The sequence below is a fragment of the Kitasatospora sp. NPDC058218 genome, assembly GCF_042882445.1.
Classification (GTDB): Bacteria; Actinomycetota; Actinomycetes; order Streptomycetales; family Streptomycetaceae; genus Kitasatospora.
Genome location: NZ_JBHVWC010000092.1, coordinates 1 through 23,855, shown reverse-complemented (window position 1 = coordinate 23,855; position 23,855 = coordinate 1). Strand labels below are relative to the sequence as shown.

Below are 23,855 nucleotides of genomic sequence, written 5' to 3'. Positions count from 1 at the left end.
ACGCCACTCCGAAGGGCAGATCGCGAGCGGTGTGCCGTCAGATCGCCACCATCACGTTGTCGGAGCTGCTCGTCCCTCCTCGGACGCTGACGATCCCGGCGGAACCGTCGCCGAAGAACCGGCAGAACAACCCGGCCGGGCGACCGCCGAACACCAGGGGTCCGAGCACCGGGGCGACATCGACGTCGTGCGGTTCGTCGGAACCGTCGGTGACCAGCGCGACCGTGCAGGTCTGCGGCTGCACGAACTCCTGCACCACGCTGCCGCCGCCGCCGACGGCCTCGCCGACGGCGGACTCCCACACGGCCTGGTCGACCTCGCGGCCGATGACCACCTGCTTCCCGCTCTCCCCCAGACCGGCCTTGAGCACCAGCAGGTCCCGGTTCCCGAGCACGAACGGGAGCAGGTCCACCCGCTGACCCCGGCGGTCGGTCTTCCGCTCCGAGAGGATCCGCGTCCACGGCAGGTACCGCTCGACGAGCCTGCGGTCGCCCTCGGTCATCCAGGGCCGCCCTTCCGACAGGAGCCCCATGGTGAGCTTGCTGTGCAGGAAGGTCGATGTCTGGGTGCCCACCAGCACACAGCCGTTGTCCAGAGCGGCCTGGACCGGCGTGGTGTCGAGGCCCACCTCCAGCCAGTCAGGAATGGTGAAGTTCCGCAGTCCTATCGGATGACGCAGATGCGGCGCGCAGTCCCACGCCTGGTGCAGCTCCTCCGGCTCGAAGAAGCGTGCGGTCAGGCCGTGACTGTTGTAATAGTCGGCCTCCAGCTCGAAGTACCGTCGCTCCACGCCGATCACCCGGGAACTGCCGACGACGGCCACCCGCGGTGCCAGCGCCAACTCCGCGCTGAGCGAACGGAACATCTCGGCGCGTACGGCGAACGGGTTCGGAGAACGGTACGGGGTCCGGCCCTCCTCGTCGGCGTGGAGCCTGTTCCACACCGCGAGACGGCTCTGCGTCTCCACCACGCCACCGAGCGCACCGCTGACGTTGAACTCCAGGAACTGCGGACCGTTCGGCCCGATGACCAGATCCGGACGGACCACGCTGTCGGCGTACCGCTCCTCGATGAAGGCGTCGTCCATCCACAGCCGGTCCTCGTCGGCGGGCATGTGGTAGGCCGTCAGCCTGTCGGCGGTGGTGGGTCCGGTTTCCAGGGCGGTACGGCGCAGCAGCTCGATCAGCGCGACGCTCACCCGGAAGATCTCCGCGTAGGCCGCGCGCGGGATCGCCATCGGTGCCGCGGGAAGGACCTGCTGGTACGGCCAACCGGTGTCCCGGAGCTCATGCCGCAGCATCTGTCGGATCGTGTCCGCCGACGCGGCGGGCCTCAGCCGGTGCTCCCCGAACCACGGGTGTCCGCTTCTCGTACCGATGTCCTCATGCGTGTCCATCCGACACTCCCTCCCTTGTTGGTGGAACGGCGGACGGGTCGCCCGGTCCCTGCTCGGCCGCACGGCGCTGCTCGTACAGCGCCACCGCGGCTGCGGTGTCCTCGATGGCCATTCCGACCGTACGCAGGACCGAGGTCCGGCCGGCGACGGAGACCTCGCCGCTCACCAGCCCGCCCAGTTCGTACAGGTCCTCGGCCTTGATCAAGCCGCCGGCCAGTGCCGCCCGGATCTCACCCGCGCCGTCCAGCGCCGCGGTCCGGTCCTCGACGATGGTCACGGCATCGGCCAGTAGGGCCGGGTCGAGCTCGACGGCGTCCGGGTGGGTGCCACCGATCACGTTCACGTGCGCGCCGGAGGCCACCCAGTCCGCCTGCACCACGGGTGTGCCGTCACCGGTGGAGGTGGCCGTGCAGATGATCATCGCGTCGGTCACGGCATCCCTCGCGGTGTCGCAGACCGTCACGCGGACGGGTCGGGGTGCGGTGTTCCGGATCCGGTCCGCGAGCTTCTCGGCGCCGGCGCGCGTGCGTGAGTGGATCCGGACGGTGCGGATCGGGCGTACCGCCGACACCGCCCTGATCAGGGCACGCGCCTGTACCCCCGCACCGATCACCGCCAAGTCGTCGGCGTCGTCGGGAGTGCACCAGCGGGTCGCCAGAGCGGCGACCGCGCCGGTGCGGACGGCGGTGAGCTCGGCGCCGTCCAGCAGGGCGGTGATCTGCCCTGTCTCCAGGTCGGTGAGCGCGACGATTCCGTGGATCAGGGGCAGTCCGCGGACCGGGTTGTCCGGGGTGAGCGTGGTGACCTTGACGCTGCCCACCCCGCGCTGCTCCCAGACGGCGGGGCTGACCAGGAGGACGCGCCGGTCACCGTGCTCGACGACGGTGCGGGCCGGGGACCGGGTCCGGCCGGCGGCCAGGTCCACGAACATCTCGCCGAGCACGTCGATCACGCGGGTCGTCGGCAAGGTGCCGGACATGTCGGCGGCCCGGACCATCACCGGTGGGGCGGTCATGCCTCTCCGCCATCTCCGGCATCGCCGCCGTCGCTGCCGTCTCGGCCGAATCGACGCGTCCAGGCGTCCCCGCGCGCGACCGTGTCGCGCGCCAGCCGGGCGAACGGCGGCCCGACCATGTTGCCGTCCAGGACGGCGATCCCGCCGTTGGCCGCGGTCACGGCCTCCGCCACCCGACGCGCCAGTCCCAGTTCGTCGGGCCGGGGCCGCAGGATGCGGTTGATCACGTCGAGTTCGCGCGGGTGCACCGTCGCCTTGCCGTGAAAGCCGAGTGCCCGCACCCGGGTGGTGTCCTCGGCGAGGACCGCCGGTTCGGCGAGCCGGTAGTTGGCCGTGTCGATGCACGCCGTACCGAATCGGGCGCAGGCCATCGCCATCGCCTGGCGGGCCGCTTGCATAGCCTCCCAGGTGATGTCGACCCCGAGCGTGGCGGCCAGATCGGCCGAGCCGAACACCAGGCCGTCGGCGGATCGCGCGATGGAGTCGATGCGGGTGACCGCCTCGACCGTCTCCACCGTCACGTAGATCTCCGGGTGCGCGCCCGCCGATGCCAGCATCCGGCGCAGCAGGTCGACCTCGTCCGCCGAGGTCACCATCGTCATCAGGACGATGCCGGGCTTCACCGGACTGTCGGTCAGCATCAGCACGTCGTGCACCGCGGCGAGGCTGCCGAGCTCGTTCATGCGCACGGCGACGTTCGCCGGCCGCGGCGACTTCTGCAGCGCGGCCAGGCAGACCGCGCGGGCGGCCGGCTTGTCGGCGGGCGGTACGGAGTCCTCAAGGTCGATCAGATGAACGTCCGCGTCGTACGACCAGGCTTTCACCACCCGTTCCAGCGACAGGGCCGGCGTGTACAGGATGCTGCGCGGCACCGCCCTGACCGCGGCGCTCACTCGGCCACCGACCCGGGCACCGCGGTCGCCGGACGCGCCCCGGCCTGGATCAGCGCGGAGGAGACCCGCCTGATCTGGTCCTCGGTCTGGCCGGCCCGCAGCATCACGCGCAGTCCGGCGGTTCCGCGGGTGACGATCGGGAAGAACACCGGCGAGGTGTAGAAGCCGGCCGCGAAGACCTGCTTGGCGGCCTCGACGACCGTCGCGTCGCTCATCGGCACGACGCGGATCGGGAACGTGCTCTCGGCCTGCTCGGTCGTGACGAGTGAGTCGAACAGCGCGATGTTGGACCGCAGGCGCCCCTGCAGGTGGGTCAGTTCCTCGGTGCGGTGGATCTCGGCCGAGGCGATCGCCGCACCGACCGCGGCGGCGTTCATCTTCTGCGAGTAGCCCAGCGGGCCCGCGAAGCGTTCGACGAGCCGCCGTGTCTCCTCGGGGTAGCCGTCGAGCAGGATCGCCGTACCGCCGGCCCCGAACCCCTTGCTCAGGGTCGCCACGGTGATGGTCCGTTCGTCCAGCACCGGGGAGTGCGAGCGTACGTAGCCGATGCCGCGCTCGCCGTACGCGGACAGCGAGTGCGAGTCGTCGTAGAAGACCAGGAGGTTGTACTTCTCCTGCAGTTCGGCCAGCTCCTCGACGGGCGCGTAGCCGCCGAGACTGTCCGAGCCGTCGACCACGTAGCAGACGCGCTCGTAGGTGCGGCACATGTCCTTGAGGAAGTCGAGGTCATGGTGACGGCTGGTCACGACCTCGGTCTCGTCGGCGCAGCTCGGCTTGGCGTTGGCCATCGAGACGTGGGCGTTCTTGTCGAAGACCATCAGCGGCCGGGTGCCGTTGCCGAGGTGCCCGGACGCGATCAGCGGAAGCAGGCCGGTGCTGGCCGCCGCGGTGGAGATCGCGCTGATCACCATCGCGCCGAACAGCTCGCCGAGCGACGCCTCCAACTCCAGCAGGACCGGCGTCTGGACGCGGGTGCGCGGGATGCAGTGGTCCAGGACGCCGAAGCGGCGCAGTGCGTCGACCGCACCGTCGATGACCTTGGGGTGGGTGTCCAGGTCCAGGTAGGAGCAGACCGTGAAGTTGACGAACTCGTGCCCGTCGGGCATGTGGAACACGCCGTCCCGGAGGTCGCCGACGATGCCGGCGACCCCGTTCTCGTAGGACATGTTCCAGAAGGTGTTGCCGATCCCGACAAGCTTGTCGTTGTTGCGGTACAGGTGGGTGGGAGTGGTGGTCTTGCGTTCGCTCATCAGGAGTTCACCTCGGTGGGCTTGTAGCTGTAGACGCCCTTGAATCTCCGGTAGGCGTACGTGTACAGCGCGACGCCGAGCACGTGCGGCCTACGGAGGATCTTCTTGGACTTGAGCCAGAAGTTGACGTTGATGTTCAAGTCGTCCAGCGACTCGGCCTGGTGCCACCAGCCGAGCGGCAGGTAGAGCATGTGACCCGGTTCGAGGACGAGGTCACGGCGATGGGCGAGCCTGGCCGCCAGCCTCGGGTAGCGCTTCAGGTCCACGTCGTCGAGGTCGACCACCCGCGACTTGTCCCCGAACCCCCGCAGGACCGACCTCGGGTAGTAGTCCCGCACACCGGGTGGAGCGATGATGAACCGCTTGCGGCCTTCGAGCGCGATGTTGAAGTTCTCGAACTCGTCGAAGTGGCTCTTGGTGAACACGCCCTGGTGGCTGATCCACAGGTTCGCCGCGTAGAGGGCGTTGCCGTAGCCGAAGAGCTCCTCGGCGTCGAATCCGACGACGGCGTTCACATCGGCCGGACTGCTGCGTATGTTCGACACCACCCGGTGCCAGGTGTCCGAGTTGGTGAGGTGCCGCTCGTCCGCGAAGAACTCGCGGAGCTTGATGTCCCGTGTCTCCCAGCGTCCCGGGTGGTTCTTGTCGCCCGGCTCGGTGAACAGGGTGACGGTCATCTCGGCCAGGCGCGCCGCCACTTCGTCCCGGCCGAGTCCCTGCACGCTGCCGGGGAGCTTGATCACCACGGGGCGGTCGGCCGTGTACAGCCCCCGGGGACCGACGGCCATGAATTCGTCGAACGACATGCGGGCGACTTCCACACCCGCCGTCCCGTTCCGCTCGGGCACCGCTTCCGGACCTGCCATGTCGCCTGTCCTCCTTCTCTGGAGCCGGGTCACGTACCTTCGTCAGCTGTCGGTCTTGCGGCTACTCAGCTCCGTCACCACGTCCACGATCAAGTCCTCCTGGCCGGCGATGGTCTGCCGTCGACCGAGTTCGAAGAAGACGTCGCGCGGGTCCACGCCGGCGGCCGCGGAGAGTTCGACGACCCGGTGCTTGAATCCGGAGAACACTCCCGCCAGGCCGCTGACGATGCTCATCGAGGCGGTCACCGGTGGCGCGGGCATGAGTTCGAGCTCGGCGAGCTCGGCGGCGTCGAGCAGCGCGTACAGGTCGATGCCCGTGGCGTACCCGCTCCGCTCCAGCACCGGGACCAGCACTTCGAGCTGGGTGTTGCCCGCCCCGGCGCCGAAGCCACGGGCGCAGCCGTCGATGATCAGGGCGCCGGCGTCGGCCGCGGCCACCGAGTTGGCCACGGCCATCCCGAGGTTGTTGTGTCCGTGGAAGATCACCGGGAGGGTGTCGACCGCCTCGACGATCGCACCGATCCGCGCGGTGACGTCCGCGGGGAGGAAGTGGCCCGCGGAGTCCATGATCCCCACGGCCTGCGCCCCGTAGCCGACGGCCCGCGCCGCCTGCTCGGCCAGCTCGTCCGGGGAGGCCATGTGACTCATCATCAGGACGCAGTGCGCCTCGGCGCCGGCATCCCGCAGGAAGCCCAGGTGGCGCTCGGCCAGTGACGCTTCCGTGGCGTGCACGCCGATGCGGAAGACGTCGACCCCGTGGGCGATCGCCCGCCGGAGGTCGTCGGAGGTGCCCCAGCCGGGCAGCATGAAAATGCCCATCCGGCTGTGGCGCAGCGCCTCGCGGACGGTCGACAGCATCTCGTCGTCACTCACCGCGGCCGGCCCGACCTGCAGTGAGGAGGCGCCCAGACCGTTGCCGTGGCCGACTTCCACCACCGGAATCCGGGCGGCGTCCGCCGCTTCCGCGTAACGGCTCAGCGCGGTGAGCCCGAGCCGGTGCCGGACCGCGTGCTGGCCGTCCCGCAACGTCGGGTCGTGGATCACCACGTGCTTCATGAGGTCACTCCCGTCCGGGACGGCCGGTCCGGCCGGATCGCGTACTGCTCGGCGACCATGACGGCGGCGGAGTTGATGATGTCGAGGTTCCCGGCGTACGGCGGTAGTACGTCGCTGTGCGCCGTGACCTGGAGGGTGATCGTCACCAGGTCGTCGACCGCCGTGCAGGCGACGACCTCGTACCCGGGAGCGAACGACCGCACCTGCTCGGCCGCCCGGTCGACCACCGCGCGCACCGCCACCGGGTCGGCGCCGGCCGTGCGGGCGTGAATGGCCGTCCGGAAGGTCGCCGGTGGCACCGCCGGACTGATGTTGAGGATCGCCTTGACGTCGGTCACGCCGGAGAACGCCGTCACGGCGTGACCGGTGGTCGCCACGTACTCGTCGAGGTTCAGCCTGGTCGCGCGGCCCGCGACATCACTGGCCACGGTCGAGACGACCTCGAAGTACGTCACCGGGAAGTGGGCGGCGAGCGCGTGCACGACCGGGACGGACGCCTGACCACCGCAGCTGATCAGATTGACGTTGCGTCCGTCGGCCGGCGACACCCCGGTCACGGTGGGCGCCACCATCTGCCCGACCTTGCTGGGCGTCAGGTCGATCACCAGCGTCCCGAGCGGCTCCAGCAGCGGCCAGTGGTCCCGGTGGGACGCGGCGCTGGTGGCGTCGAAGACGACGTCGAACGGGCGCGGGGCCGCCAGTACGGCCTCGATGCCGCCGGTGGTGGTGGCACAGCCGAGGCTCTCGGCGTACCGCAGGCCGGCCGACTCCGGATTACGTCCGGCCACCAGCCGGCAGTCCAACGCCGGTGATCGGTCGATCTTGCTCACCAGGTCCCGGCCGATCGCCCCGGTCCCGATGACGGCGACGGTCACCGGTTCGGCGACCTCCGGACGGGTCCTCTTCGGGCCCGCCGTGGGAGTCAACGTATGTCTCCGTGGGACCCGAGGTGGCAGGTCCGCGGATGACGTGAGAGGCAACGGCGAGTGATGTTGGTATGTCTCGCCGCATCCGGTTCGCAGGTTCCCATGAACGTTGTCCTCATCCATCGATGTGCGCGGCTGCTCCGTGGCAGCCCTGATTGCAGACGCTCAGGCGACTCACTGGGATGTCCTCGGCTCCGGACCGTGCGTCGACGCGGTTCGGTCACGCCGCTTCCGGTACGGCCGACGGCCGGCCGTCACTGCCGGCAGGCCGCCGCGAGGCGAAGCGTGAGGAGGCCGACGCGTGGTCGCGCGTTCGGAGGGCGGAGAAAGCAAGACCGCTCGCCCGCCGGTCGTCGCGCCGAATCGATCGGGGCGCAAGCACGACCCGGGGGTCTTGACGCAGTGTGTGAAAGCCGGGTTGCCGGCATGCCCTCCCATGCATGCACGTTGCCGGCCACCGATTCAGCGCCCAGCGGCGGCGAACATATCAGAAGACGGCAGGGCACGACCCCCCTTGAACCGCAAGCAATTTGATCTTCTTCGGAGACGTCCGGCGGGTTCGGACGACGGGTCTGATCTTTCCCTCGACGTCGCTGCGGACGCCGACTATTGTCGGGATCCGCGTGCTCCTGACCGTACGGGCCTCGGCGGACGGCGATGGGTTGATGGGGCGTCAACGACGGGGCGGCATCTCGGAGGAGATCACTGATGGACTGTCGACTGCACTGCCACGCGGTGTCATGAGCGCCTCAATAGCGGAAGAGGCGGGTTCGCAACGGCTCCGCCTGGGCAGTGACTTCTCCCTGCTGTGGTGGTCCGCCGCCGTCTCCTCGCTCGGTGACGGGGCCACGATCGCCGCCAGCCCCCTGCTGGCCTCCCGGCTGACCGACGACCCCCGCCTGATCGGCGCGGCCTCGGTCGCCTTCACCGCGCCGTTCGTCCTGTTCGGCATCCCCGCAGGACTGCTGGGCGACCGCCTCGACATCCGGAAGATGATGGTGCGCGTCGACATCACCCGGGCCGTCGTGCTCGCGGTGCTCACCGTCGGGATCCTCGGTGGCTGGGGCGGGTTGCCGCTGCTCTACGGGTGCATGTTCCTGCTCGGGGTCGGCGAGGTCCTCAGCCGCAACGCCGCCCAGGTGCTCGTCCCGTTCATCACCCCGAAGGCCGGGCTCTCCACCGCCAACGCCCGCATCATGGGAGTGCAGGAGGCAGGTACCGGCTTCGTCGGCCCGCTCCTCGGCGCGCTGATCTTCGGTGTGGCGGTGGCCCTGCCCTTCGGCGTGGACGCGGCCACGTTCCTGTGCTCCGCCGTCCTGCTCAGCCGCATCCGCCGCACCCGGCCGATCGAGCGCGGACCGGACAGGGCCGGCGTGATGTCGGAGATGATGGCCGGCGCCAGATGGCTGTTCTCGCATCACCTGCTGCGCAGCCTCGCCCTGGTGTCCTGTCTCATCAACCTCGCCGGGAACGCGATGCTCGCCGTGCTCGTGGTGTACAGCGGGAAGGTGCTGCATCTGGGCCCGTTCGGATACGGCGTCCTGCTCGCCTGCCAGGCCGTGGGAGCCGTCCTGGCCGCACGGTTCGCTCCCGCCCTGACGGAACGTCTCGGCCGGGAAGGAGCGCTGGTCGCCACCGCCGTCCTGATCACCGCGAGCGAGACCGCGCTGGCCGCCGTACCCTCGGCGTACGCGGCCGGCGCGGCCCTCATGATCTTCGCGTGCGGGACGGTGACGTGGAACGTCGTCGTGGTCGTCCTGCGGCAGACCCTGGTGCCGCAGCACCTGCTCGGGCGGGCGAACAGCGTGTACCGGCTCATCGCCTGGGGCGGACTGCCCATCGGGGCGGCGGCCGGCGGCATCGGTGCCGCCGAGGTCGGCACCCGCGCCGTGTTCGGTGCCGGCGCGGTTGTCATGGCGGTTGTCGCGGCGGCGCTCTTCGTGGGCGCCCGCCGCCAGTGGATCACACGCGCCGAGCGGAGCGCCGAGCAGGCTCCGCCACTCACGGAAACGAACTGAGCGAACAGCCGGTCGACGCCCGGGGCCGGGGTGCGCCGGCACCGTACCGGACGCCCCGGTCGGCTCCGGCCGTTCGCGGCACCGGTGAGCTCATGAGGCCTCGACGGGCCGGGACGCACCAGGGGTCCGCCCGGTGGCCACGGAACCACTGCGGACCAACGCCCGACGGTCGAGCGGCCCAACCACGGGCATGCCTGGAACCACCTACTAGCGAATCAGGACGTGCAATGACGACCACGAGCCTGCCCAAGCCACCCAGATCGCGGTTGGGCCGCGCGTACGGGGAACAGCTCGCGCAGCACGCGTCGACGGGCGGCCACCATCCCACGGCCGCCGCCCGGGAATCGGCCACACTCACGCTGGCCTACCAGGACCGGTTCCTGAACGGCCCCGCCTTCCTCGGCGAGACCGAGCGCCGGACCGTCGTCGAAGACCTCCACACGGTCTACGAACTGCTGCGCTCACTGCCGGAGCGCGTGTTCGGCGGAAGCATCACCGCGCTGGCGGCGGCGGTCGGCATGGATCCCCTGCAATCGGCGCTGATCACGCGGAGCGCCCGGACCGGGGCACTCCTCCCGCTGGGGCGGGCCGATCTCTACCATGACGGTGCGGGGTTCAAACTTCTAGAGTTCAATCTCACCAGCGCGCTCGGCGGCTTCGAGAACGCCGACATCAACCGGGCGATGCTGGCCTACCCGCCGCTGGAGGAGTTCGTACGGCGGCACGGGCTCCGCTACCGCGACACGCTGGGCCACATGGTGCGGACCATGCACGCCGAGTGCGCCGCGAACATCCCCACCGGCCGGGCACCTGTCGTCGCCGTGGTGGACACGGTGGACAATTTCGCCGTCGTGGGGCCCCGGCTGCAGGTGTTCGCCGCGATGCTGGCCGACCACGGAGCCGAGGGGATCGCCTGCGACCTCGGTGAGCTCACCTATCCGAACGGCCGTCCTACGGTCTCGGGCCGGCCCGTCGACGTCGTCTTCCGGTACTTCCTGCCCGAGGACCTCACCGACCCCTCCTCGGCAGCCCAACTGGAGCCGCTGCTGCTCGCGGTCGAGCAGGGCAAGGTGGGCCTGTTCAGCCGGCTGGACGCCGAGCTGTACGGCAACAAGGGCACCCTGGCGCTGCTCTCCGACGAGCAGCACCGCGACCTGTTCGACGCCGCCGAACTGGCGTGCATCGACCGGATCCTGCCCTGGACCCGGTACGTGCGCCCGCGCACCACGGACCCCGGCGGCGCCCGGGTCGACATGCTCGCCCACGCCCTGGCCCATCAGCACGAGCTGATCCTGAAGCCGACGCTGCTGCACGGTGGCAACGGAATCACCGCCGGCTGGGAGGTGGACGCGGTGGCGTGGGAGAACAGGGTCACCTCGGCCCTGAACGGCCCCTTCGTGCTCCAGCACCGTGTACGTCCCGCCGCCGAGCCGTTTCCCGACGGTGTCGGCGGCCTGCAGGAACTCTTCCTCAACTGGGGCCTCTACGTGGGTGCACGCGGTGTCGACGACGACGGATACGCCGGAGGCTTCGTACGAGCCAGCGCCGATGCGGCCGTGGGGGTGGTCAGCATGGGCAGTGGCGCCACGGTCGGTTGTGTCTTCCACGGTGGTGAATGAGCTTGCTCGGCCTTGACGGACACCTTCGGCGTTGGTGGCCAGGCCGCGACGGTGGTCTCGTGGACAGCGGGGCCTCGGTAGCCGCGGGGGAGCCAACAGGCCGGAAGACGGCCGTGCCCACGATGACAGCACGTCCGACGGGCGGAGGGATTGGACAGCGCTTCGGGGTCTGGTCCACGTTGACCGCGAGACGCGGCGGCGGACGCCGAGGGCGTCGTATGCCTGGTACCGCGATCTGATCGCCACCCACCGGGCCTGACGAGCGCAGAGGTTGAGGTCTCAGTAGGGCTCGGCGCTCGCCTGGCTTGCTACGTACTCGGAGGGGTCGTTGCGAGGTAGATGCGCTGTCGCCTCGTTGGTCGGTGGGCGAGGCCCGGGAGCTGTTGCTGCGACAGGTCCGGGCCGGGGCGAATGCGGTCGAGGAATCGCGCGGAGGGGGCGTCGCGGATGTGACATCGGCCACATCATGGCCGTCGGGTGGCGGGCCACTGGCGTTCGCAGTGGCCGTATCCGCAGATCACGGGCACAATCCGCAGGCCCGGACGAGCCGGGTCCGGTCAAACGACCTGGCCACCCGGGGAGGATTGAGCCTAGCCTGCCCGCCATGTCCCAGAACACGAACATCCCCGGCTTCCCCGGGCAGCCGACCGCTCCGGTCGGCGACTCCGCCAAGGTGCAGCGCCAGGTGCAGCAGCAGGCGGGCGTCGGACCGGTCGCCGGTGGCGGCGGCACCCTCTTCTCCGAGCCGGTCCTGGTGGTGAACCAGAAGGCCAAGCTGATCGAGCTGACCAACGAGTACGCCGTCTTCGACCAGCAGGGGGCCGCGCTGGGCTCGGTGGTCGAGGTCGGCCAGAGCGCTCTGCGCAAGGTCGTACGGCTGCTCTCCTCCCTCGACCAGTACCTGACCCACAAGCTGGAGATCCGTGACGCGCAGGGCACCCCGGTGCTGCTGCTGACCCGCCCGGCGAAGTTCATCAAGTCGCGGGTGGTCGTGCAGCGTCCGAACGGCCAGGAGGTCGGCCAGATCATTCAGCAGAACGCCATCGGGAAGATCAATTTCGCGATGGAGGTCGGCGGGCAGAAGGTCGGCGCCGTCAAGGCCGAGAACTGGCGGGCCTGGAACTTCTCCATCGTCGACGAGACGGACACCGAGATCGCCCGGATCACCAAGACCTGGGAAGGCCTCGCGAAGACGATGTTCACCACAGCCGACAACTACGTGCTCCAGATCCACCGCCCGCTCGCCGACCCGCTGCTCAGCCTCGTCGTGGCGACCGCGCTGACCGTGGACACCGCGCTGAAGCAGGACGCTCGCGGCCTCGGATAACCGCAACCCGTACGCGGTCCGAGCCCCGCCCCCAGACGACGGTTTCCGGGGGCGGGGCTCCTCCGTGTCAGGCGTGGATCCGGGCGTAGGGGTCCTGGATCCGGTCGTGCTGGCAGTTGCCGCCGGTCGGCGGGCCCGGGGAGGGATCCCGGGCCCCGGCCGGACGGGTCTTCGTCACGCCAGGGTGCCGAACGCGCCGAGCGCGCTGCGGACGGCGTGCTCCATCTCGGCCTGCAGCTGCTCCGGGTCGGCCGGGGTGCCGCCCTCCTGCTCCGAGCGGCCGAGGAGCGTGGCGATGGTCGAGACCAGTGCTCCCACCAGCGCCCCGGTCATGGCGACGGCCACCACCGGGTCGATCTCGCCCCGGTAGGCGGTGATCAGCCCCTGCGCCAGTTCGCGCTGACCCTCCAGGACCTTGCGCAGCGCGTAGGGCTGCAGGGCGGGGGTCTGCAGGATCAGCCGGGTGCGCAGCTTCGCGAGGTCACCCGTCAGGTCGGTGTCCTGGTCGAGCACGAAGTGGAACGAGCGCAGCAGCAGCTCGGCGGGCTGTTCCCCGGGCAGGCGCTCGGCCAGGACGGACGCTGATCGCTCCAGCTTGAGCGGGGTGCCCTCGAAGAGCACCTCCTCCTTGCTGGCGAAGTAGCTGAAGAAGGTTCTGGTGGAGATGTCGGCGGCTTCGGCCAGTTCGGCGATGGTGGTCTCCTCGTACCCCTTGGTGCCGAACAACTCGATCGCCGCGGTCACGAGCGCCTGTCGCGTCCGCTCCTTCTTGCGTTCCCTGAGTCCTGGCTTGGTCGTCATTCTCTCGATGCTAGCCGAGAGTGAAAATCTGCACTCGTTGAAAAATTGCGTCGAGTGCTGTTATGGTCACGGCCATGGATAGCGTCCTCAACCGGGTGGGCCGGACGGCCGCCCGCCGACCGTGGCTCACCATCGGAGCCTGGCTTCTCGCCATCGTGGCCCTCTTCGGCGTGGCCGGGGCGGCCGGCGGCGAATTCGTGAACGACTACAACGTCCCCGGCACCAACTCCCAGAAGGCCGTGGACCGCGCGATCGAGCGCTTCCCGGACATGGGTGCGGCGAGCGCGGACGTCGTCTGGCACACCGCGAACGGCACGCTGCGCGACCCCGCCAAGCAGGCGGTCGTCAAGGCCGTCACCGCCAAGTTCGCCCAGCAGCCCGACGTCCGCTCCGCCAACGACCCACTCGCCGAGGGCGGCCAGGTCAGCGACGACGGCCGCACCGCCATCGGCCAGGTGCAGTACGACCAGAAGCTGCGCAAGCTCACCGAGGAGGCCACCACCCGGCTCCAGGACGCCGCCGAGGAGGCCCGCCGGGCCGGACTCGAGGTCTCCTTCCGTGGCCAGGTCGTCGACCTCGCCTCGCAGAGCGAGACCAGCGGCGCCGAGTTCGTCGGCCTGGTCGCCGCCCTGGTCATCCTGCTGATCGCCTTCGGCTCCTTCGTCGCCGCCGGACTGCCGATCCTCGTCGCCATCACCGGCCTCGTCCTCGGCACCGCCGGCGTGCTGATCGCCGGCGCCGGACTCAGCATCCCGACCATCGCGCCCATCGTCGCCGTCATGCTCGGCCTCGGCGCCGGCATCGACTACGCCCTGTTCGTCGTCACCCGCTTCCGCGAACAGCTCGAAACCGGCGTCCACAAGCACGAAGCGGCCGGTCGCGCCCTCGCCACCGCCGGGCACGCCGTGGTCTTCGCCGGCGCCACCGTGGTCGCCGCGATCCTCGGCCTGCTGCTCACCGGCATCCCCTTCATCGGCGGAATGGGCGTCGCCGCGGCGCTCACCGTCGCCGCCACCATGCTGTCCGCGCTCACCCTGCTCCCGGCCGTCCTCGGCCTGCTCGGACACCGCGTCAACTCCCTGCGCGTCGGCCGCCGCCGGCCCGCTGCGGCGGCCGGCCCCGCCGACGTCGGGAACAGCCGCTGGGGCCGCTGGGCCGACCGGGTGGCGCAGAACCGCTACGCCTACTCCGCCATCGCCCTGGCCGTCATCGCCGTCCTGACCATCCCGCTGTTCAGCCTGCGCCTCGGCGCCCCCGACGACAGCAACTCCCCGAAGGACTCCACCCAGCGCCACGCCTACGAGACCGTCGCCGACGCCTTCGGGCCCGGCTGGAACGCCCCCCTGATGATCGTCGCCGACCTGCAGGCCGGTGCCGAGGGTGAATGGGCCGTCGAGCAGCTGCGCAGCACGCTCGCGGCGGACCGCGAGGTCGCCACCGTCACCCCGGCGGTCCTCAGCACGGCCGGTCACACCGTCATGCTCACCGCCGTGCCCAAGCACCGGCCGCAGGACCCGGCGGTCGGCGAACTGCTCCACCGCATCCGTGAGGACATCGCTCCCGCGGCCTTCGGGGTGCACAGCAAGGACGTCTACGTCGGCGGCACCACCGCCTACAACACCGACCTGTCCGACACCGTCGGCGACCGCCTGCCGTGGATGGTCGCCGCCGTCCTCGCGGCCGCCGCCGTCCTGCTGCTCGCGATGTTCCGGGCGCCGCTGATCGCCCTCAAGGCCGCCGCCATGACGACCCTCTCCATCGGCGCCGCGTTCGGTGTGCTGGTCGCCATCTTCCAGTGGGGCTGGGGCCTGTCCCTGATCGGCCTCAAGGAGCCGGTGCCCATCATGGCGATGGTCCCGATGCTGCTCTTCGCCGTGCTGTTCGGCCTGTCCATGGACTACGAGGTGTTCATGCTCAGCGCCGTCAAGGAGGAGTACGACGCCACCGGCGACCCGGCCCGCGCGATCCGCGTCGGCCTGGGCGGCACCGCCCGGGTCATCACCGCGGCCGCCGCGATCATGACCGTGGTGTTCCTCTCCTTCGTGCCGATGACCGACACCGTCATCAAGATGATCGGCATCGGCCTCGCGGTCTCGGTGATCGTCGACGTCACCGTCATCCGCCTGGTGCTCGCCCCCGCGGTGATGAGCATCCTCGGCCACGCGGCCTGGCGCGGTTTCGGCCGCTCCGCCGCGACGGCCCCTCGCACTTCGCCGGCCCCCGCGGCGGAGCCGCAGCGCGCCGAGGTCGGGTGACGACCCGACCGGCTCGCGCCGCGTGACGAAAGGGCCTCCGGGACACTGTCCCGGAGGCCCTTTCTCATGCGGTCACGCGGCTGGCGCGACGCCCGCGTGACGGTCGGTCGGCCGTCGGTCGGCGACGGTCGTTCTCAGTTGGCCCGCCACAGCAGGAGACGCGAGACGTAGATGCCCTCGGTGGCGGTCCGCTGGAAGTAGCGGAAGCCGATGTAGCCCGCGTACCGGCCGGTGCCGCCCACCACCGGGAGCGCGATGTTCTCGCCCGCGATGAGCTTGTCGGTGTTCACCAGACCGAAGGAGTGCACCGAGCCGTCCTTGAGGACGTCGGTGTTGTCCATGATCGTGAACAGGCCGTCGCTGCCCTGGTACACGGCCTTGCTGGTGCCCGTCGTGTCGGCGATGACCTTGCCGTCGGAGTTGCTCAGCTGGGTGTGCCAGGTGCCGCCGTCGCCCACGCTGAAGCCGGTCGGCGGAACATCGTTGTAGCTGCGCTCCAGCACCTTCTCCTGGAGCCGGTCGAGGTCGATCGACCGCGGCTGGTGCCGGTTGGCGGCGGCGGACCGGCCGGCGTCGGCCGACGCGGTCGCGGCGGTCGCGGGGACGGTGACCAGCAGGCCCAGGGCGATGGCGAGGGCGGCACCCGTGCGGCGGGTGATCTTCGTGCGACGCATGGTCTTCCTTGTCTGGTTGTGTGCTTCGAGAGCGGGGGGAAGTCGTCTGCGACCATGCTGGTGCGGGCCGCTAAAGCCCTCCCAAAAGCCCGACGGGTGGCCCCCCGGCCTGCTCGGCCCGGGGGACCACCCGTGGTGGGCGTCCGGCGGCTCAGCCCGCGTTCGGCGCTCCGAACCACCTGGTGAGCGCCGCCGTCAGACCGTCCTGCTCGTCGCCGACCCAGGCCACGTACCCGTCCGGACGCACCAGCAGCGCCGGCACGTCCAGCCCCTCCGTCGGCTCGGCCCGCACCACGTCGACCCGGGACTCCCAGCCCGACACCTCGCCGAACTCCTTGCCCGTCAGGTCGAACAGCACGCCACGACCGTGTCCCAGCGCCGCCCCGGTGGAGATCTCACCGTCGGCCCCGCGCAGCGCGAGGTGCCCGAGCCGCCGGCCCACCAACGCGTCGTCGTCCTCCCCGGCGAACGGGTAGCGGACGTCCGTCGCCCAGGTCACCAGCCGCCGGTTGACCTCCTCGACCGTCACCAGCTCGGTGAACACCTCGCGCAGCGCGTTCACCTTCTCCAGCGGGTGGATCAGGGCCAGCTGCGCCTCGGCCCCCTGGCAGGCCCGGCGTCCGGCCAGGTGTCGCTCCTCGTGGTAGCCGTCCAGCAGCCCCTCCGGCGCCCAGCCGTTCACCGCGGCCGCCAGCCGCCACGCCAGGTTCACCGCGTCGCCGAGCCCGGTGTTCAGACCGTGGCTCGCCGTCGGCACGTAGTGGTGCGCGGCCTCGCCCGCCAGGAACACCCGCCCCTCGCGGTAGCGCTCGGCGAGCTGGGTGGTGCCCGTGTAGCGGCGCATCCAGATCGGCTCGCCCACCTGCTTGCGCTGACCGGTCAGCCGCTCGATGTTGCCCGTCAGCTCCTCGACCGTGACCGGCTCCGACTCCGGCGGCCCGTCCTGGTCGAACTCCAGCGTCTGCAGCCGCCAGTAGCCGCGCTCCGAGCGCTCGGGCAGGGCCCCGAACACCCCACCCGGGCGCACCCCGGCGTCGAACTCGCCGTCGTAGGAGGCGAAGTCGCCCAGGATGCCGTACCAGGACTTGCCGGAGCGGCTCACCTCGACGCCCGCGAGGCGCCGGACCGTGCTGTCCACGCCGTCCGCTCCCACCAGATAGGCGCCGCGCAGCTCGTACGCCGCGCCGTCCGGCCCTTCGACCTGCACCGTCACGCCTGCCTCGTCCTGGCTGAAGCCGGTGACGCGGTGGCCGCGGCGCAGATCGGCGCCCAGCGCGGCCGAACGCTCCTCCAGCAGCCGCTCCACGCCGGTCTGCGCCACCAGCAGGTTGTACTCCTCGGGCAGTCGGGTGAGGTCGAGCCAGACCATGCCGAAGTGCACCGCCGGCCAGCGCGGCGCCTCGCCGAGCGCGCCCATGAGGCCCCGCTCGGTGAACACGTCCACCAGCCGCGAGTGGAAGGTGCCCACCCGCTCGTCCTCGTAGTGGTCCGGCCGGGCCTCCAGGACGACGGACGGCACACCCTGCCGGCCGAGTTCGAACGCCAGCATCAGGCCGACGGGGCCGCCGCCCGCGATGATGATCGGGTCACTCATTGGTTGTTACTCCTTGCGTGCTGATGGCAGGTGGCGTTCGGGTTCACAGTGAGGTGCGGAGGTGCTCGGCGAGTTCGCCGGGCGTCGGGTGGTCGTAGATGGCCACGGGGTCCAGCTCCAGGCCGTCCTCCCGCAGACGGGTCGCCAGCTCCATCGCGGTGAAGGAGGAGAGCCCGAGTTCCAGGAAGTCCAGCAGTGGGTCGACGTCCTCCGCCGAGTCGAGACCGAGCACCATGGCGGCGTAGCGCCGCACGGTCTCCAGGAGGACCCGGCCGATCTCCTCCGCGGACGCGCCGGCCAGCCGCTCGCGCAGCGAGGGCACGGTGGGGCAGTCGTCCCCGGTCCCGTCGGACCCGCAGTCCGGGTCGTGGGCGTCGGCGGCCAGGGCCGGGGCCATGACGGCGTTCAGCCAGTCGGACAGCGCGGGGAGTACGGCGGACATCGCCTTGCGCTGCTCGGTGTCCAGTGTCAGCAGCTCCGCCAGGGCCTCCTCGTCTCCCTGCGTGACCGCCTCCCACAGCGCGCCGTCGGCTGCCGCGGCGACGCTCGCGGCGCGGGGCTGGAGCCAGTAGGTCTGGTGTTGGAAGGGGTAGGTGGGGAGGTTGGTGTGGGTGCCGGTGGTGGGCCAGGTGGCGGGGTGGCCGTGGGTGTGGGCGGTGGCGACGGCGGCCAGGGCGGTGTGCGCCTCGGGGCGGTTCGGCACGAGGACCGCTGCTGTGGCCGCGTCGGGGTGGGTGGTGCGGGTGAGGGTGGTGAGGGTGGCGTCGGGGCCGAGTTCCACGTACGTGGTGACGCCGTTGTCGTGGAGGGTGGTGAGGGCGTCGTGGAAGCGGACGGATTCGCGCAACTGGCGTGTCCAGTAGGAGGGTTCGGTGAGCTCCTGGGCCAATTCGCCGGTCAGGGTGGAGATGATCGGACGTGTGGGCTCGTGGTAGGTCAACGACTCGGCGACGGCGCGGAATTCGTCGAGGATGGGGTCCATGTGGTGGGAGTGGAAGGCGTGGCGGGTGTTGAGGATCTTGGCCTTGCGGCCTTGCTCCTTCCACTGCGTGGCCAGGGCGTGCACGGCGTCGACGTCTCCGGCCACGACCACCGCGTCGGCGGAGTTGATGGCGGCGATGGTGAGGGCGTCGGTGAGGTGGGGGAGGACGTCGGTCTCGATGCCCTGGAGGGTGGCCATGGCGCCTTGGTCGGTGCTGTGCATGAGGCGGGCGCGGGCGTTGACGAGCTTCGCTGCGTCGGTGAGGGAGAGGACGCCGGCGCAGTGGGCGGCGGCGATCTCGCCGATCGAGTGCCCGGCCAGGTAGTCCGGGGTGAGGCCGTGGTGCTCCAGGAGGCGGAACAGGGCCGTCTCCAGGGCGAACAGGGCGGGCTGGGTGTGGAGTGTGGTGTCGAGCAGCCCGTCGGGGTTGGTGGCGATGATGTCGCGCAGCTGCGGGTCGAAGTGGCTGAGTGCCTCGTCGTAGGCGGCGGCGAAGACGGGGAAGGTGGTGTACAACTCCTCGCCCATGGCGACTCGCTGGGATCCCTGGCCGGTGAAGAGGTAGGCGAGCTTACCGGGGTGGGCTGCGTTGCCGGTGACGACAGCCGGGTGGCGCGTCCCCTCCGCCAGGGCGTGCAACGCCTCCGCCCGCTCGCCGGGCAGGATGACCGCCCGGTGGTCGAGTAGCGAACGGCCGGTGGTCAGCGAGTGCGCGACGTCCGTCTCGGTCGCGTCCGGGTGCTCGGTGAGCCAGTCGAGGAGCCGGCGGGCCTGGTCGCGCAGCGCGGGCTCCGACTTCGCCGACAGCGGCCACACCACTGGGAGGCCGGACGCCTCGACGGTCGCGGTTTCGGCCGCGGGCGCCTCCTCCAGGATGATGTGCGCGTTGGTGCCGCTGATGCCGAAGGACGACACGCCGGCCCGGCGCGGACGTCCGTCCGCCACCTCCCAGGGTCGCGCCTCGGTCAGCAGCTCGACCGCGCCCGCCGTCCAGTCGACGTGCGGGGAGGGCTCGTTGACGTGCAGGGTCTTCGGCAGCTCGGCGTGCTGCATCGCCATGACCATCTTGATGATCCCGGCGACACCGGCCGCGGCCTGGGCGTGGCCGATGTTGGACTTCAACGAGCCGAGCCACAGCGGCCGTTCGGCCGGACGTTCCTGCCCGTAGGTGGCCAGCAGCGCCTGCGCCTCGATCGGGTCACCCAGGGTCGTGCCGGTGCCGTGCGCCTCCACCACGTCCACGTCGGACGGGCGGAGGCGGGCGTCGGCGAGGGCCTGACGGATCAGGCGTTCCTGGGAAGGGCCGTTGGGGGCGGTGAGGCCGTTGCTGGCACCGTCCTGGTTGACCGCCGTACCGCGTACCACCGCGAGTACCTGGTGGCCGTTGCGGCGGGCGTCCGACAGCCGCTCGACCAACAGCAGGCCCACGCCCTCCGCCCAGCCGGCACCGTCGGCCTCCGCGGAGAAGGACTTGCAGCGGCCGTCCGGCGACTGGCCGCGCTGCCGGCTGAACTCGATGAAGATCCCCGGTGTCGCCATCACGGTCACGCCGCCGGCGAGTGCGAGGTCGCACTCGCCGTTGCGCAGCGCCTGGACGGCGAGGTGCAGGGCGACCAGCGAGGAGGAGCACGCGGTGTCGACGGTCACGGCCGGGCCCTCGAAGCCGAAGGTGTACGACACCCGGCCGGACGCCACGCTGCCCGCACTGCCGTTGCCGACCATCCCCTCGTACCCGTCCGGGGCCGGGTGCAGTCGGGCCCCGTAGTCGTCGTACATCACGCCCGCGTAGACCCCGGTCCGGCTGCCCCGCAGCCCGGCCGGGACGATGCCCGCGTGCTCGAAGGTCTCCCACGCGGTCTCCAGCAGCAGGCGCTGCTGCGGGTCGGTGGCGAGCGCCTCGCGCGGCGACATCCCGAAGAAGCGTGCGTCGAACTCGGCGGCGTCGTAGAGGAATCCACCCTGGTCGGCGACCGAGGTGCCGGGGTGGTCCGGGTTGGGGTCGTAGAGGTCCGCCGGCCAGCCGCGGTCGGCGGGGAAGCCGCCGACCGCGTCCTCCCCGTTCGCGACGAGCCGCCACAGCTCCTCGGGTGAGCGCACCCCGCCGGGGAAGCGGCAGGCCATGCCGACGACGGCGATCGGCTCGCCGAGTCCGGACTCCAGCTCCAGGATCCGGCTACGGGCCTTGTGGAGATCGGCCGTGACCCACTTGAGGTATTCGACCAGCTTCTCTTCCCTGGTCCCGGTCGTTCCGGCGGCGGTACTCATGACTGCATGCTCCGTCCGAGCTCGTTGTCGATGAACGCGAGAACCTCGTCGGTGCTGGCGTCCTGGATGCGGTCGGCCACCGACTCCTCGGTCTCGGGGCCGGCGCGGTGCTCGGCGGTCCACTGCGCCAGCACCGTCTGCAGCCGGACCGTGATCTCCTTGTCGCGCTGCTCGTCGGGTGTCAGCCGCGCCAGTACCGCTTCCAGCCGGTCGAGTTCGGCGATCACGGGCGACTGCTGCGACTCGGCCGGCACCAGTCCGGCGAGCAGGAACCGGGTGATCGCCTGCGGGGTGGGGTGGTCGAAGACCAGGGTGGCGGGGAGCTTGCGGCCGAAGGTCGCGCCGAGCCGGTTGCGCAGCTCGACGGCGGCCAGCGAGTCGAAGCCCAGCTCCTTGAACTTGCGGTCCTCCGGTACCGAGTCGGCCGATCCGCCGCCCAGCACGGTCGCCACCTGGAGGCGCACCACCTCGCCCAGCGCCGACTCCCGCTCGGCCTCCGGCAGCGCGGCCAACCGCTGCAGGAGGGCCGCTGCGCCGCCCGCTTCCGCCTGACGCCGGGCGGGCACCCGGACCAGGCCGCGCAGCAGCGGTGGCACGACACCGGACCGCAGGGCGGCCTGGTCGAAGCGGGTGGCGGCGACCGCGGCCCGGTCCTGGCGAAGGGCGCTGTCCAGCAGCGCGAGGCCCTCGGCCGCGCCGATCGGACGCAGACCGCCGCGCGCCATCCGGGCCAGGTCGGCCTCGTCGAGCGCTGCCGTCATCGCGCTCGTCTGCGCCCAGCGTCCCCACGCGATCGACACGGCCGGGCGGCCGAGCGCGTGACGGTGGGCGGCGAGGGCGTCGAGGAAGAGGTTGGCCGCCGCGTAGTTGGCCTGACCGGCGCTGCCGAGCACACCGGCGATCGAGGAGAACAGGACGAAGTGGGCCGGGTCGTGGGCGGCGGTGAGTTCGTGCAGCAGCCAGGCGGAGTCCGCCTTGGCCCGCAGCACCGGCTCGATCCGCTCCGGGGTGAGGCCGGACAGCACGCCGTCGTCCAGCACGCCGGCCGCGTGGAACACCGCGGTCAGCGGGTACTCCTCGGGGATCTCGGCCAGCAGCTCGGTGAGCGAGGTCCGGTCGGCGACATCGCAGGCGGCCAGGGTCACCTCGGCGCCCAACGTGGCCAGCCGCTCGACGAGTTCGGCGGAGCCCTCGGCGCGCAGCCCGCTCCGGCTGGTCAGCACGAGCCGCCGGGCGCCGTGTTCGGTCACCAGGTGCTCGGCCACCAGCCGGCCCAGGGTGCCGGTCGCACCCGTGATCAGCACGGTGCCCTCGGCCATCGGCGCGACGGTCCGGGTGCCCGGCGCGAGCCGGGTCATCCGCGGCACGTACGTCACGCCGTCGCGCACCGCCACGCGGGTCTCCTCGCCGGACAGCAGCCCGGGGACGCACGCCGCCGGGTCGCCGTCCACGTCGGCCAGGGCGAAGCGGTCCGGGTTCTCGGCGAGGGCGCTGCCGACCAGACCCCACAGCGGGGCGGTGGTCAGAGCGTCCAGTGGCTCACCGGGTCGGACCGCGACGGCGCCGCTGGTCACCACGGCCAGTCGGGAGTCGGCGTAGCGGGCGTCGGTGAGCCAGTCCTGGAGGGTGGCGAGGGTGTCGGCCAGCACCTCGCGCACGGCCGCCGGGGTCTCGGCGGGGTCGGTGACGGTGGTGGTGCGGACCGGCAGCAGGACCAGCTCGGGGGCCGGACCGGTGGCTGCCAGGGCGTCCAGGTCGGGGTGCTCGGTGGTGCCGAGCACCGCCCAGCCGCCCCGGTCGACGGTCGCGCCCCGGGCGGCCGGGTCGGCGATCCACTCGACGGAGAACAGCGGGTCGTCCTTGCCGGTGGTGCGCAGCGCGGCCACCTGCTCCTCGCTGATCCGACGGGTGCTCAGCGCCTCCACCGTGGCGACCGGGGCACCGGTGGCGTCGGTCAGGGTGATCGTCACGGCATTCGGGGCGTCCGTCCCGGCCGGGGCGATCCGCACACGCGCCGCCGTGGCTCCGGTCGCGTGGAGCCGCACGCCGGACCAGGCGAACGGCAGCCGCACCCCGTCCGACTCCCGGGCGAGCCCCATGGCGTGCAGCGCGGCGTCCAGCAGGGCCGGGTGGAGGCCGAAGCCGTCGACCTCGGTCTCCTTGGGCAACTCGACCTCGGCATAACGGCTTTCACCGTCACTCCAGGCGGCCGTCAGGCCCTGGAAGACCGGCCCGTACTCATACCCCGAGGCGGCCAGCCCCGCGTAGACGCCGTCCAGTTCCAGCGGCTCCGCGCCGACGGGCGGCCAGGCGCTCGCCGGCTCGACCGGCGGGGCGGCGTCGCCCACGGCGAGGAAGCCGGTGGCGTTGCGGACCCAGCCCTCGGTGGCGTCCGCCCCTGCGGCGGAGTGCACCCCGACCGGCCGGCGCCCCTGCTCGTCGGGCGCGCTCACGATCACCTGGATCCGTACGGCGCCCGCCTCCGGCACGACCAGCGGGGTTTCCAGGGTCAGCTCCTCGACGGTGTCGCAGCCGGCGGCGTCCGCCGCGTGCAGCACCAGGTCCACCAGTGCCGCGCCCGGCACGATCACCGTGCCGAGCACCGCGTGGTCCGCGAGCCAGGGCTGCTCGGTGATGGAGAGGCGGCCGGTGGCCAGCAGTCCACCGTCCGAGGCGATGGTGACGGTGGCTCGGAGGAGGGGGTGGGTGGTGTGGTGGAGGCCGAGGGTGGTGGCGTCGCCGGTGTTGGTGGGGGTGTCGATCCAGTAGGTGTGGTGTTGGAAGGGGTAGGTGGGGAGGGTGGGGGTGTTGGCCGTGGCCGGGGTGGTTGTGGTGGGGGTGAGTCCGTGGGTGTGGGTGTGGGCGAGGGCGTGGGGGAAGTGGTGGCCGTGGTGGCGTCGGAGGGTGGGGTGGATGGT

General features: G+C 71.3%; 15 protein-coding genes and 2 pseudogenes. 5 read left to right on the top strand and 12 right to left on the bottom strand.

All coding sequences use genetic code 11. The annotated features are described in order from the left end of the window. Positions 1 to 37 precede the first annotated feature (37 nt). The 7 genes from ACFVYI_RS38910 to ACFVYI_RS38880 are packed head-to-tail and all read right to left on the bottom strand — an operon-like array spanning position 38 to position 7,402. Complete coding sequence (locus ACFVYI_RS38910; RefSeq protein ID WP_387894395.1) at positions 38 to 1,396, bottom strand: hypothetical protein; 1,359 nt, start codon at positions 1,394 to 1,396, stop codon at positions 38 to 40. Continuing rightward, complete coding sequence (locus ACFVYI_RS38905; protein ID WP_387894394.1) at positions 1,383 to 2,411, bottom strand: ornithine cyclodeaminase family protein; 1,029 nt, start codon at positions 2,409 to 2,411, stop codon at positions 1,383 to 1,385. Before ACFVYI_RS38905 ends, ACFVYI_RS38910 begins: the two co-directional genes overlap by 14 nt. Further along, positions 2,408 to 3,304 carry an HpcH/HpaI aldolase/citrate lyase family protein gene (locus ACFVYI_RS38900; RefSeq protein ID WP_387894393.1) on the bottom strand — a complete coding sequence of 299 codons (897 nt, stop codon included), beginning with the start codon at positions 3,302 to 3,304 and terminating at the stop codon, positions 2,408 to 2,410. Before ACFVYI_RS38900 ends, ACFVYI_RS38905 begins: the two co-directional genes overlap by 4 nt. Beyond that, on the bottom strand, positions 3,301 to 4,554 hold the full coding sequence (locus ACFVYI_RS38895) for an aminotransferase class I/II-fold pyridoxal phosphate-dependent enzyme (protein WP_387894392.1): 1,254 nt from the start codon (positions 4,552 to 4,554) through the stop codon (positions 3,301 to 3,303). Before ACFVYI_RS38895 ends, ACFVYI_RS38900 begins: the two co-directional genes overlap by 4 nt. Next, a complete protein-coding gene (locus tag ACFVYI_RS38890) occupies positions 4,554 to 5,420 on the bottom strand; it encodes a cupin-like domain-containing protein (protein WP_387894391.1) in 867 nt (288 codons plus the stop codon). The genes ACFVYI_RS38895 and ACFVYI_RS38890 overlap by 1 nt, the downstream gene beginning before the upstream one ends. A 42-nt stretch (positions 5,421 to 5,462) precedes the next feature. Continuing rightward, positions 5,463 to 6,476, bottom strand: coding sequence for a 4-hydroxy-2-oxovalerate aldolase (gene dmpG / locus ACFVYI_RS38885; RefSeq protein ID WP_387894390.1), 1,014 nt, complete (start codon positions 6,474 to 6,476; stop codon positions 5,463 to 5,465). Continuing rightward, positions 6,473 to 7,402, bottom strand: a complete 930-nt coding sequence (locus ACFVYI_RS38880; protein WP_387894388.1) for an acetaldehyde dehydrogenase (acetylating) — start codon at positions 7,400 to 7,402, stop codon at positions 6,473 to 6,475. The genes dmpG and ACFVYI_RS38880 overlap by 4 nt, the downstream gene beginning before the upstream one ends. A gap of 740 nt (positions 7,403 to 8,142) precedes the next feature. Between ACFVYI_RS38880 and ACFVYI_RS38875 the strand changes: the two genes are divergently transcribed. The 4 genes and pseudogenes from ACFVYI_RS38875 to ACFVYI_RS38860 all read left to right on the top strand — a co-directional run bounded on the left by ACFVYI_RS38875 (position 8,143) and on the right by ACFVYI_RS38860 (position 12,366). Further along, positions 8,143 to 9,420: an MFS transporter gene (locus tag ACFVYI_RS38875; protein ID WP_387894386.1), complete on the top strand. Its 1,278-nt coding sequence runs from the start codon at positions 8,143 to 8,145 to the stop codon at positions 9,418 to 9,420. A 227-nt stretch (positions 9,421 to 9,647) separates the two neighbouring features. Then, positions 9,648 to 11,039 (top strand): hypothetical protein, encoded by a 1,392-nt coding sequence (locus tag ACFVYI_RS38870; protein WP_387894384.1) that lies wholly within the window; start codon positions 9,648 to 9,650, stop codon positions 11,037 to 11,039. Positions 11,040 to 11,205: 166 nt separating this feature from the next. Next, positions 11,206 to 11,298: pseudogene (locus ACFVYI_RS38865) on the top strand (family 1 glycosylhydrolase); the annotation flags it as partial. A gap of 207 nt (positions 11,299 to 11,505) precedes the next feature. Next, positions 11,506 to 12,366: a phospholipid scramblase-related protein gene (locus tag ACFVYI_RS38860; RefSeq protein ID WP_387894383.1), complete on the top strand. Its 861-nt coding sequence runs from the start codon at positions 11,506 to 11,508 to the stop codon at positions 12,364 to 12,366. A 174-nt stretch (positions 12,367 to 12,540) separates the two neighbouring features. Here the strand turns inward: ACFVYI_RS38860 and ACFVYI_RS38855 are convergent, their stop codons facing one another. After that, entirely contained in the window at positions 12,541 to 13,167 is a 627-nt protein-coding gene (locus tag ACFVYI_RS38855) for a TetR/AcrR family transcriptional regulator (RefSeq protein ID WP_387894382.1), read from the bottom strand. Between the two features lie 74 nt (positions 13,168 to 13,241). On the opposite strand from ACFVYI_RS38855, the gene ACFVYI_RS38850 reads away from it, so the two are divergent. Next, positions 13,242 to 15,422 carry an MMPL family transporter gene (locus ACFVYI_RS38850; RefSeq protein WP_387894381.1) on the top strand — a complete coding sequence of 727 codons (2,181 nt, stop codon included), beginning with the start codon at positions 13,242 to 13,244 and terminating at the stop codon, positions 15,420 to 15,422. A gap of 134 nt (positions 15,423 to 15,556) precedes the next feature. Here ACFVYI_RS38850 and ACFVYI_RS38845 read toward each other — a convergent pair whose 3' ends face one another. The 4 genes and pseudogenes from ACFVYI_RS38845 to ACFVYI_RS38830 all read right to left on the bottom strand — a co-directional run. Further along, positions 15,557 to 16,096 carry a hypothetical protein gene (locus tag ACFVYI_RS38845; protein ID WP_387894379.1) on the bottom strand — a complete coding sequence of 180 codons (540 nt, stop codon included), beginning with the start codon at positions 16,094 to 16,096 and terminating at the stop codon, positions 15,557 to 15,559. A gap of 151 nt (positions 16,097 to 16,247) precedes the next feature. Next, complete coding sequence (locus ACFVYI_RS38840) at positions 16,248 to 17,690, bottom strand: FAD-dependent monooxygenase (protein WP_387894377.1); 1,443 nt, start codon at positions 17,688 to 17,690, stop codon at positions 16,248 to 16,250. Between the two features lie 43 nt (positions 17,691 to 17,733). Continuing rightward, positions 17,734 to 20,871 (bottom strand): annotated as a pseudogene (locus ACFVYI_RS38835) (type I polyketide synthase); the annotation flags it as partial. Positions 20,872 to 20,933: 62 nt separating this feature from the next. Beyond that, a partial coding sequence (locus ACFVYI_RS38830; RefSeq protein WP_387894376.1) for a type I polyketide synthase occupies positions 20,934 to 23,855 on the bottom strand: 2,922 nt, incomplete at its 5' end.